The following is an 11,502-nucleotide window of genomic DNA, read 5'->3' on the forward strand; positions in this document are numbered from 1 at the left end:
ACCAGTTTAAATTTTAAAGTTTGAATTTTAAATTTCCAATTTTTACATGAAAACCCTCTTCCCTGATGTTGCTGTGATAGGTGCAGGTCCAGTCGGTTGTGTGACTGCCCTGGCTTTTGCCCATAGTGGTGCTAAAGTCCTGTTATTAGAAGCACACTCCCAAACTGCAAAACGGCTGGCAGGAGAATGGTTGCATCCCCCAGGTTTGACAATACTAGAGCGTTTAGGCGTTTTACTCACTCCACAATCATTAGGATATTCCAATGGCAAAGGCTTTGTGATATTTCCTGATGACGGTACACAGCCAATTCAACTTTCCTACCCTAACGGTGCGATCGCACTGAGTTGCGAGCATGGAGAAATCATCTCTACACTGCGGGAAGCTGCTGCTGCTCATCGTGGTGTGGATTTTATACCAAATGCCAGAGTAACTAGCATTTCCGCACAGAAACTAACTTTTGAAAATGGCAAACACTGCGAAACTCAAACGATTTTAGCTGAACGGATTATTGGGGCAGATGGCCGCGCCTCTTTAGCACGCAAAGCTCTCGGCATCCCCAATGACAACAAGCTGGTTTCTTACATGGCGGGAGTTTTACTAGAAGACGTTGAGCTACCGTTTGAAGGCTTTGGTCATGTGTTCTTGGGAGGGCCAGGGCCTGCCCTTGCATACCGCATTGGTAAAAATCAAGTTCGTATTTGTCTGGATGTGCCGCTCCATTTGAAAAAAAAGCCTGCTGATTTATGGGATGCTTATAGTCCCATATTACCGTCTGTATTGCTGAAGGCACTTCGCAAGGCTTTGGAAAACTCTGCTGTTGTGTGGGCGGCAAACCAGTATAGCTCTCGGACTCACTACGGTCGTGAAGGCTTGGCACTGGTAGGAGATGCCACTGGATATTTTCACCCAATTACTGCGACGGGAATGACAATTGGTTTCATGGATGCAGAGTGTCTTGTCAAAAGTAAGAATTTTGAGGATTACCAGCAACAACGCTCTTTTGGTACTTATGTCCCAGAAATACTGGCTACCACCCTGCATCAAGTATTTTGTCGTGATGATGACAGCGCTATAGCTATCCGCAAAGCCATATACAAAATCTGGCGACAAAATCCGATTGAATGCCGCCGCACGATGTGGTTGTTATCTGGAGCAGAAACTAATCTGTTGCACTTTAGTGAGTCTTTTCTGAAAGCAATAGCGATCGCTGTAGTATCTGTCATTAAGGAGAATGCGTCTAAATGTCAATGGCGACACACGATCCAAGTTCTAGGAACTTTCGGTCAGTGGTTACAATCGCCAATTGCGATCGCTCTATCCCGTCTAAGTAAGCATAAAAGAAGAACGATGAAGCAAGAAGAAATCAAGGATGCGTTATCGACTAAGCAAGACTTGCGATCGCTGCCAACGGATAAATCTGTTACATTCACGATAAAATCTACTACCGCCTTGCAACGCGCCGTTAGGTCTTTAATTTCACTGCAACAAGCCGACGGCTCTTGGGAGGGCGAGGTGGTGTGGTGTCCCATGCTACCAGCGCAGTATGTGTTAATGTGTCACATCACTCAAACGCCGATTTCCTGGGAGCGGCGCGAGGCTATCCTACAGCAATTTCAATCAACTCGCTTACCCAGTGGCTTGTGGGGATTGCATGAAAAGTCTCAGGCTTACTTGTTTGTGACAACACTTATATATGTAGCTGCCCGGATATTAGGCGTGCAAAAAGAAGACCCTCTTTTAGCTCCAGCGCTGCAATTTATCAAGGAGCAAGGGGGTGTGGTAGCAATTCCGACATGGGGTAAATTCTGGTTAGCGATGTTGAATCTCTACGATTGGGGCGGCATTAATCCAGTGTTACCAGAAGCATGGCTATTGCCCAAATGGATACCAGCTCATCCAGGAAATTTTTACTGCCACACGCGACTTATTTATATGCCGATGGGCTTTATTTATGGGCAAAAGTTTCAGCTTCCTCTGACACCGTTGATTGAAGCGTTGCGATCGGAGTTGTATGTAAGCGATTACCTGGATGTGAACTTTAGGGCAGCACGGTTATTGTTGAGAAAAGAGGAAGTTTATAATCCTCCCAGTGCAGTGTTGCAACTAATATACAAGTTGAGCAACCTTTACGAACACTGGCATCATCAGGGTTGGCGCTCAAAAGCGATCGCTCAAATGATCGACCTGATCCGCTTCGAGTTGCAGACTACTGATTACACAAGTTTATCTCCTGTCAGTGGCTTACTCAATATTATCGCCCTTTGGCTGCACAACCCCAATGACCCAGACATCTGCAAAGCCTTAGAACGCTTTGAAGGATGGATATGGGAAGACAAACAAGCAGGACTTCGGATTACAGGCGCACGCAGTAGCACTTGGGACACTGCTTTTTCCATTCAAGCTTTACAAGCGGCAAGTCCTCATGTAGACGTTTCTGCAAGTCTGTTGCAGGCGCAACAGTTTCTTGCCACTCAACAGATTCCCGAAACCTTTCCCAACTTTGAAAGGTTTCACCGTATCGATTCCAAAGGGGGATTCTGCTTTGCAGGGGTCTGGCATGGGTGGCCTGTTAGTGACTGCACGGCTGAGGCACTACTAGCATTGCTAGATGCGCCGCCTGAAGTACTTGCTGACTGCAATTTGCCGGATGCAGTGGAATTTATTCTCCGCTGTCAAAACTCTGACGGTGGTTTTGGCAGTTACGAACGCCGCAAGATTGCCTCAACGCTAGAGTGGATGAACCCGGCAGAGATGTTTGCTAACTCAATGACGGAGCATTCGTATATCGAGTGTACAGCGTCGTGTCTAATGGCACTAAGGGAATTTCGTTCGCACCATTCGGATATGATGAGTGATGAAATTGATAGTGCTATCCAACGGGCTGGATTATGGCTCCGACAACAGCAAAAGCCGGACGGATCGTGGTTGGGTTTCTGGGGCGTAAATTTCATCTACGGCACGATGTTTGGTATTTACGGCTTATTGGCAGCCGCTAATACTTCCAATGATCCAGCTATCCGCAAGGCATGTCGCTGGTTAGTGAGCAAGCAAAGACTTGACGGCGGTTGGGGGGAGCATTTCCAGGGATGTTTATCTGGTGAATATGTGGAAAATACTGAAAGTCAAGTTATCCAAACTGCTTGGGCAATGATGGCTTTACTCAAGGCTGACGCTAATCATTGGGAGGAAATTGCCAGAGGTGCAAGTTCAATCGTAAATATGCAATTGGAAAGTGGCGGTTGGGCAAAACAAGACTTTGCTGGTGTGTTTTTTCATACTGCTTTGTTAGACTACACGCTTTATCGCAGTTATTTTCCGGTGTGGGCACTCTCTTTGTATGAGTCGCGCCGACTGGAACGACTCAGCACGGTAAAAGAAGAACTTCTGTTAACGTAGTAACTTCTATCCTGGCACATAAAACAATCTGGGAGCAATGCTATACCTAAACGAGCCTAGTCAATAGCAAAAGTAGTTAAAGAGTTATGAAAGACACAACTTTATTAAAGCAACAACTAGAAAAGTATTATGCTGATTTCGATATTGCGATGGGCAAAGGAACTGGGTATTACAAACAAATTGAAGAATATACCGGACTGAACAGAAAAATTTTTGATTCTTTTAAAGATTTGTATGAAAGAAACAACTTTCTTAAAGTCATTCCTCATCAAGATCATAAAATTCCAAAAATCATACATCAAATATGGATTGGGAACCAAAAAATTCCTAAAAAGTTACAAAAATATCAAAAGACTTGGATAAAGCACCATCCAGATTGGGAATATAAATTTTGGGACAATGAGAGGGTAAATCAATATAACTTTGCCAATGAAAATTTCAAGTTTTTGTTTTTTAACAAATCACTGACTTTGGGTGAAAGAGTTGATATACTTCGGTATGATTTACTCTATAATTATGGTGAAATATACGCAAATATGGACTGTCTTTGTTTAAAGCCATTTGACATTTTTGTACATTCCTATGATTTTTTTGCGGGTATTTTTCCAGTATTACCAGCTAGATTTGAATCTGCAATTTTTCTTCAAAACTGCTTGATAGGAACAAAACCTAGCCATCCGATAATAGCCAAAGTTTCGTCTTCTTTACTAGAAGAATGGGAAGAGTTTGAAAAAGATGAAGACGAATATTTAAATACTTGTGAGAGGACTTTTTTAGCCTTAACAAAGGCAGCTTTGGATGAAAATGGAAAGGATGAAAATATAGACTTATTTTTGCCTCCAATATACTTTTTACCATTGGCAGGAAGTCCTATCCTAGACATAATACTCCGAGGAAAAAAAGCAGTAATTTTAGGATTATTTTTCAAAAAGTATTCTCCCTACTCATACTTTCACAATAATAGCTTTTCCAACCATTATTTACATTTGGGATGGCTGAGGGATATATATTCTACAACTTCCTTAAAAAGCGGTATCTGGATTTTGTTTGATTTAAAACACTGGATACTCTTCTTGAAAGCAAAGTTACTAAATTTAATCAATAAGGAAGCTTCAAAAAAGCTTGCCAGACAAACATTTGAAGAATTTATGTCTCGTTGTTCTCTGGGTTGATTGACAAAACGTTTAAGCTTGGTGATCGATACCAATGCTTATCAACCAAAATACTGGATTGTTTGCTCTCAGAGTAAGACTTCTCGTTAACTAAAAAAGCTTCAATCCTTCTCTAGTTCATTAAATGTTCTCAAGCCTTTTTATTATGAATTATATTTTTGACCCTGATATCTTATACAAAGTTGCCAAGAAAGGGATGGGCTTACCCTACGAACAAATGTTTGAAATAGTCAGGTTAAAATTAGAGCAAAAATATCCAGGCAGAATTAACAAGAAAATTCAATGGATGTTTAACAATGCCGGAGGCTGTATGTATAGCGTTGCCGTTCTTCATGCTTCTATGAGTGAGTATATTCTGATCTTTGGCTCTCCTATTGGCACCCAAGGACATACAGGTCGGCATTTTGCGGAAATTTACGATTTTGTCATGGATGGAGAACTATGGTACTTCGGCGAAGACCGTCCTTTTGAACGGATAGTGCGTAAATCCGGAGACAAATACTATCTGAGCAAATTACAGAGTGAGGGACTATGTATTCCAAACCATGCTTGGGTTTTAGAATACGCCAGAGGAATTATCCCTTCTATGCTTCCCTTTGGTATAGCTGATTCTCTTTTGTCCACCCTAGATTTGAAAACGGTAGCCCGTACCTTTGGCATCTATGGAAAACTTTTACTAAAAAATTTTTGAAAGCAATTTCATACCAATTCTCTGCCATCGACATCAAAGGAGATGCCATGAGCAAGCGCTTTCCCTTTTCTGCTTTCCCTAATGGCTGGTTTCGCGTTGCCTACAGTGACGAACTACTTCCCGGTGAAGTCAAACCCTTGCATTACTTTGGTAAGGATTTTATTCTCTTTCGTACAGAAGATAGTAAGCCGCAGGTGTTCGATGCCCATTGTCCACACTTAGGAGCGCACCTTGGTTATGGAGGTCGAGTTGAGGGTAACACTATCCGGTGTCCTTTTCATGGCTGGTGTTTTGACCAAGGGGGGCATTGTGTCCAAGTGCCCTACACTAGTAAATTGCCGCCAAAAGCCCAAATCCGTTCATTGCCAGTCTGTGAAGTCAACGGATTAATTATGGTTTACTATCATGCCCAAGCAGAACCGCCTAGCTGGCAGATGCCAGAACTTCCAAAGTGGAATCTTTCAGATTGGACTCCCTTTCAACGCCGTTTTTGGAAGATTCGTACTCATCCTCAAGATATGGCAGAAAACGTGATGGATACTGCCCACATGCTCTGGTTGCATGGGCAATCGTTCCGCGCTATCGAAGAAACGGAGTTTGACATCAAAGATAGCGTGCTTGTACATCGGCTGCGCCCGAAATATCGATTGTCTGTTTTTGGGAAAGTGGGGATTGATACTGAAGGTGCGGTAGAAATTAGTTGCTATGGCTTGGGCTGTCAGGTTAGTTATACTCAGGTGAAAACAGTGATTGAATTTCATAGCTTGGCGCTGTTCCTGCTAACACCCATTGATGAAGAGTTTTTGGATGTTCATATCTTAGTTAGCACGAAAAATGTGCTAAACAAGGCCATTACTCTTGCTCTGAGAAACAAAAGTATGAAGGAAATTAGTCATAACCTAGAACAGGATATTCCCATTTGGGAAAACAAGATTTATCACCACCAACCATTACTAAGTGAAGCCGATGGACCGATTATGCAATATCGGCGCTGGGTACAACAGTTCTATTCTGATGTACCTGGAAAGAGTAAAAAATCTTTAAATGCTACATACATACCCGTTTAGAGAAAACTCTGCTTGAGCAACTAAAAATCAAACTAAAAAAATTTAGCTTAATTATGAAACGAGTGGTAGTTATAGGAGCAGGACCAGCGGGTTCTGCGGCTGCGATGAGTTTAACAAAATTTTCTAATATTGAAGTAGTTTTAGTTGATAAAGCTACCTTTCCTCGACGCAAAGTATGTGGTAGTGGACTTTCTCCTTGGACATTGCAACTCCTCGATCAAATGGGAGTAGGGTCAATAATTCGCAAAGAAGTTTACCCGATTAAAGCAGCTCTCATCGGTGGTTCTGGGGGAGTCGTTGAATTACGTAGCGACTATGAAGCGGCTATACTCTTACGCTCTCGGTTTGATACTCTGCTGGCTTATGAGGCAGCTAGACGGGGTGCCAAACTCACTGAAGGTATTCGCGTGAAAGAATTGATACGAGAAAACGGACGGTTACTGGGCATAAAAACTAATCAAGGAGATATAGAAGCTGATGCAGTCATTGTTTGCAACGGAGGTGCGAGCAAGTTAGCTGTGGCTGAACGTCCGGGAACAACTTTACGCGCCCTTATGGGATGGTATGAAGGTGTGGAAGGTATCTCTGATGCTGTAGAACTCTACTTTGATCCTGTAGTCAAACCTTACTATGGATGGGTGTTTCCCGAAAGCAAAAATCGTGTCAATATTGGCATCTGCTATGACCCAGCCATTGGAAATCTTGATGCACAACAACGTTTTGAAGATTTTATAGAAGGTCGTCTAGCTCAACGGCTCAAGTATGCTAGTCGTATTGATTATCTGATGGGACATCCCATTGCAATTACCCACAAACCAACAGCATTAGTACAGCCAGGAACCCTTATAGCTGGAGAAGCAGGCAATCTCGTAGATCCAGCTACAGCCGAAGGGATTCATATCGCTCTTGCTAGTGGTATTCTTGCTGGGAAATTTTTGGGTTCTATCTTGGAACAAGGAACAGAATTTTCGTTAGAACAGCTTTTACCTTACACGCAGTTAATCCGCAACCAAATTGGTTTTCGTCTGAGAGCAAGTCATACATTTTTACAAGTAGCAAAAACACCGATTCTAGACTTAGCTTTACGTTTTGGTTCATTGAAACCAATCAAGCAAGTTCTTACTTGGGCATTAGCTGGTAGTTAGATTATGTACTTGAAAATAAACTTAAAAATCAAAAGCATCAAATTTATTTTTTAGTGTTGAAAACAGCAGGTAATGTAATATGACAATTTTGGTTACAGGTGCTAGCGGTCACTTAGGTGGAAATCTGGTGCGGCAGCTGCTAGATGACGGACACCGCGTCCGCGTGCTGCTACGAGAGGGTAGCAATAACACTGCTATGGATGGGCTAGATGTAGAACCAGTTTATGGTGACCTACGAAACTTTACTGAAATAAAAGCAGTTGTGCGAGGATGTGATTATATTTACCACTGTGCCGCCAATATCTCTACTCTTGATGATCGCCCTCAGTTACGAGAGATTTATGATTGCAACGTCATCGGAACCATCCACATTCTTCAGGCTGCCTTGGAAGCAGGAGTTTCTAAAGTTGTAGTTTCTGGATCTTTCAGTGCCGTTGGTCATCACCCAGAAAAACCCAGTGACGAGACTGTACCTTTTTATCCTTTCTCACCCCACTTGCCTTACGGGTTTACTAAAGCTTTTGTTGAATATGAGTGTCTGAAAGCGTTCGCTAATGGTCTGAATGTAGTTGTCGCTGTCTCTTGTGCGATTCTTGGTCCCCATGATTATAAGCCTTCGCGCATGGGGCGGACACTTCTGGATTTTGCTAACGGCAAACTCCCGGTTTACGTTCCTGGTGGCTTTGAATTTGTCTCAGCCAGAGACATTGTTAAAGGTCATATCCTAGCAATGACAAAGGGACGCGCCGGACAAAAGTACATCTTCAGTACCAAGTTTCTTACTGTCGATGAATTGATGGGTATATTTGAGGAAGTTACTGGTTGTCCTCGTCCACCTCTGCGAATCCCAAGTGCGGTGATGGCTGGTGTGGCTGGAGTTACAGACTTTTTCATGCCACGATTTTTCCCTCAAATGCCGCGACGGTTTACTTCAGGCGCTGTCCGAATTTTGCGGATGCATCGCCGCGCAGACATTAGCAAAGCCAGAAACGAACTAAGTTACCAACCAACCAGCATTCACGCCAGCATTCAAGAAGCCTATGATTGCTTTACGCGCAGGAGTTTAATTATTCCTGTACGAAAAAATATCACATTTACTCGCCCCAAGGAAAACTTGAGCTAGAGATGATAACTACCAGTGTTAGTGATGTCAAAAAAACGCCTCCAATACTGCGTGGAGGATTGCCCTATCTAGGACATGCTTTGGAGTTTCAACGCAACCCGATTGGGGTTTTACAGCACGCGCGGGATCAATTTGGCGAAATTTTCTCGTTTCTACTAGCAGGGTCTAAGGTAACAGTTTTAACTGGAGCCAAAGCTAACGAAGCCTTCTTTCGCGCTCCTGACGACCAGTTTAGTCAGAAACAGGCTTACCAATTTATGGTACCGATTTTTGGTAAAGGTATTGCCTACGACACCACTCCCGATAGGATGAGTGAGCAGCTTGGTTTTATCTTTCCCGCACTGCGCGAAGAACGTATGCAAGCCTATGCTCAGTTTATGGCTGATGAAGCTCAAGCGTATTTTGATACTTGGGGAAAGTCAGGAGAAATAGATTTACTTACCGCCATGAATGAGCTGACAGTGTTTATCGCTAGCCGTTGTCTAATTGGACATGAGTTTCGTCAGAACCTTAGCACGGAATTTGCCAGTTTATATCATGACTTAGAAGGCGGTATTAGTCTGTTAGCTTTCTTTCAACCCTATTTACCCTTGCCTTCTTTCCAACGGCGTGACAAGGCTCGCATTCGCATGGTTGAACTTATTTCCCAGATTATTGCTAATCGGCGATCGCGTGGTCATGAGGGCGAAGATTTCTTACAAACCTTGATGACTGCTCGTTATGCCGATGGAACTGTCCTGTCTGATGACAATATTACGGGTCTGTTACTAACGCTACTGTTTGCTGGTCAGCATACTAGTGCAGTATTGGCTGCCTGGACAGGAATTTTACTTTTGCAGCATCCGCAATATCTACCAGCGATTATGGCAGAACAACAAGCGGTTTTAGGTAATAGTAAAACTTTTTCTCTTGAGGCGTTACGACAATTAGGAGTTCTAGAACGATCAATCAAAGAGGCTGAACGATTGCGACCACCTCTAGTCATGCTGATGCGTAAAATTTTGCGTGATTTTGAATACAATGGCTACTACGTTAGAGCGGGTGGACTAGCAATGGTTTCGCCTGCTGTATCTCACCGACTGTCCGAGTGCTTTCATTTTCCCAATCGCTATGACCCAGACCGCTTCACTCCTGAACGAGCAGAAGACCGCAAATCACCCTACACCCTCATCGGATTTGGCGGTGGCAGGCATCGTTGTATCGGTCAGGCATTTGCTTACCAACAGATTAAGGTAATTTGGAGTGTATTGCTGCAACAGTTTGATCTAGAGTTAGGACATCGAAACTATGAACCGGATTACAGCACTTTTATTATTGGACCACGCCAGCCCTGTTTAATACGCTATCGTCGCCATCTATGACCCTAACATCAGCTATATCTATATCTAAGAGTAAGCTATGAGAGTATCTATACATAACAATAACGGCCAGCAAGCATCTGCGTCGTGCGAACGTCGCCCCCCTTCATTTACTGAAGCAAGAAATCGCCGCCAAAAAGTGCGTGCAGCAGGGATGAATCCAGATTACTGGTACGCCGTTGAATATGACCGTGCTATTAAGCCAGAACAGGTAGTTGAAGTGAAGTTTTGGAATACTTCCATTGCTCTGTATCGTGGACAAGATGGTCAGCTAGTAGCCTTAGAAAACCGTTGTGTTCACCGTCAACTCCAGCTTTCTTTGGGTCAGGTAGAGGGTAATCGCCTCGTCTGTTGTTACCACGGTTGGGCTTACAACCAGGAGGGGCAAGTTGTAGATATCCCCCACGACTTATTTGACAAACCGATGCCTGCTTGTAAAGTTCGCAGCTATCCGGTGAAAGTACGTTATGGCTTGATTTGGATTTTTCCTGGGTCAGCGTCGCTTGCACAGGAAAGGAAAATTCCCCAGATTCCAGAATTAGAAGGTAACAATAGTTGGGCTTGTGTGCCACTAGATTTTACTTGGAAGGCACATCACTCCATGATTATTGATAATCTCAGTGATTTTACACATGCCTACTTGCATCGGCGCTATCGTCCCTTCACTGATGCCAAGCTGACCAAGTGCGAACAACAAGGCGATCGCGTGTTCGTTAATTACGAAACCAAAGTTGGTATGGGTAAAGTTTCCGGGCTGTTCGTTGACCGCAAGCGGGTTAACACCAACTCGATGAAGCTTTGTTATGAATATCCTTACCAATGGTCAAATACTGATAGTAAAATAAAACATTGGTGTTTTATTTTACCTATTAATGAACGAACGACTCGTGTCTTCTTCCTGTTCTATTTTGATGCTCTGATTATTCCTATAACAGGAATTCGCATTCCGCAATGGCTGATGACCTTAGTACTAAAAATTGCAAATCCACTGCTGATTAAGCCGCTTCTTAGCCAAGATGGGGTTGCTGTTGAAGCTGAACAAAAGGGCTACGATACTCACTTCGATGCACCTATTATTGAACTTAGCCCAGCAGTGCATTTGTTCCAGCAACTGACAATCCAGAAGTGGGAAGAACATCTAGAACATTGATTCAGCAATCAGGGAAGAAAATGAAAATCAATTTAGCCTAGAGTAAGGGAGCAATGCGATTTTGTGGGATGAATCGGTCGAGAAGTACAAGATTTGTTCCATTTGATAGAAAACCTTCACAAAGTTGGGGGTTCACAAAAACGCTTGAAACTCTTGCCAAACTTTACTATGGAAACCTGAGTTCGACGTAAAAAAAAGGTCTCTAATCCAGGCAGAAATGGGGTTCTATGGGTGTGGGTTAGATGATAGTGAGCACCAAAGTTTGCTCAGGAAAAAAGTGTGCCTCTTGTAGTGAATCTAAATCTTCTATCGTTAGATTTAATGAAGGTTTTTTGTCTTGGTATGGAATGGCACTAAGAAAAGCCGAAATGCTTGCCAGATAAAGATTACAGCTTTTAA

Annotated in this window: 8 protein-coding genes and 1 pseudogene; all 9 read left to right on the plus strand. The window is 43.1% G+C overall.

Annotated elements, in window-relative coordinates; genetic code table 11:
- Positions 1-46: 46 nt before the first annotated feature.
- On the plus strand, positions 47-3,397 hold the full coding sequence (locus ACFFAP_RS13345) for an FAD-dependent monooxygenase (protein ID WP_375511673.1): 3,351 nt from the start codon (positions 47-49) through the stop codon (positions 3,395-3,397).
- Between the two features lie 86 nt (positions 3,398-3,483).
- A complete protein-coding gene (locus ACFFAP_RS13350) occupies positions 3,484-4,569 on the plus strand; it encodes a glycosyltransferase family 32 protein (protein ID WP_375511674.1) in 1,086 nt (361 codons plus the stop codon).
- A 145-nt stretch (positions 4,570-4,714) separates the two neighbouring features.
- A complete protein-coding gene (locus ACFFAP_RS13355; protein ID WP_375511675.1) occupies positions 4,715-5,260 on the plus strand; it encodes an ERG2 family protein in 546 nt (181 codons plus the stop codon).
- Positions 5,257-6,327 (plus strand): Rieske 2Fe-2S domain-containing protein, encoded by a 1,071-nt coding sequence (locus tag ACFFAP_RS13360; protein WP_375511676.1) that lies wholly within the window; start codon positions 5,257-5,259, stop codon positions 6,325-6,327. Before ACFFAP_RS13355 ends, ACFFAP_RS13360 begins: the two co-directional genes overlap by 4 nt.
- A gap of 53 nt (positions 6,328-6,380) precedes the next feature.
- A complete protein-coding gene (locus ACFFAP_RS13365; protein ID WP_375511677.1) occupies positions 6,381-7,472 on the plus strand; it encodes an NAD(P)/FAD-dependent oxidoreductase in 1,092 nt (363 codons plus the stop codon).
- 79 nt (positions 7,473-7,551) lie between these two features.
- Complete coding sequence (locus ACFFAP_RS13370) at positions 7,552-8,595, plus strand: NAD-dependent epimerase/dehydratase family protein (protein WP_375511678.1); 1,044 nt, start codon at positions 7,552-7,554, stop codon at positions 8,593-8,595.
- A 2-nt stretch (positions 8,596-8,597) separates the two neighbouring features.
- Positions 8,598-9,956 carry a cytochrome P450 gene (locus tag ACFFAP_RS13375; protein ID WP_375511679.1) on the plus strand — a complete coding sequence of 453 codons (1,359 nt, stop codon included), beginning with the start codon at positions 8,598-8,600 and terminating at the stop codon, positions 9,954-9,956.
- A gap of 37 nt (positions 9,957-9,993) precedes the next feature.
- Positions 9,994-11,103: a Rieske 2Fe-2S domain-containing protein gene (locus tag ACFFAP_RS13380; RefSeq protein ID WP_375511680.1), complete on the plus strand. Its 1,110-nt coding sequence runs from the start codon at positions 9,994-9,996 to the stop codon at positions 11,101-11,103.
- 78 nt (positions 11,104-11,181) lie between these two features.
- A pseudogene (locus ACFFAP_RS13385) lies at positions 11,182-11,290 on the plus strand (ISKra4 family transposase); the annotation flags it as partial.
- Between the last annotated feature and the right edge of the window lie 212 nt (positions 11,291-11,502).

Origin of the sequence: uncultured Nostoc sp., assembly GCF_964245575.1 — a bacterium.
GTDB lineage: Bacteria > Cyanobacteriota > Cyanobacteriia > Cyanobacteriales > Nostocaceae > Nostoc.

Coding starts and splice junctions, on each gene's coding strand:
- ACFFAP_RS13345 (WP_375511673.1), top strand. CDS start 47: ATGAAAACCCTCTTCCCTGATGTTGCTGTGATAGGTGCAGGTCCAGTC.
- ACFFAP_RS13375 (WP_375511679.1), top strand. CDS start 8,598: ATGATAACTACCAGTGTTAGTGATGTCAAAAAAACGCCTCCAATACTG.
- ACFFAP_RS13350 (WP_375511674.1), top strand. CDS start 3,484: ATGAAAGACACAACTTTATTAAAGCAACAACTAGAAAAGTATTATGCT.
- ACFFAP_RS13380 (WP_375511680.1), top strand. CDS start 9,994: ATGAGAGTATCTATACATAACAATAACGGCCAGCAAGCATCTGCGTCG.
- ACFFAP_RS13370 (WP_375511678.1), top strand. CDS start 7,552: ATGACAATTTTGGTTACAGGTGCTAGCGGTCACTTAGGTGGAAATCTG.
- ACFFAP_RS13365 (WP_375511677.1), top strand. CDS start 6,381: ATGAAACGAGTGGTAGTTATAGGAGCAGGACCAGCGGGTTCTGCGGCT.
- ACFFAP_RS13355 (WP_375511675.1), top strand. CDS start 4,715: ATGAATTATATTTTTGACCCTGATATCTTATACAAAGTTGCCAAGAAA.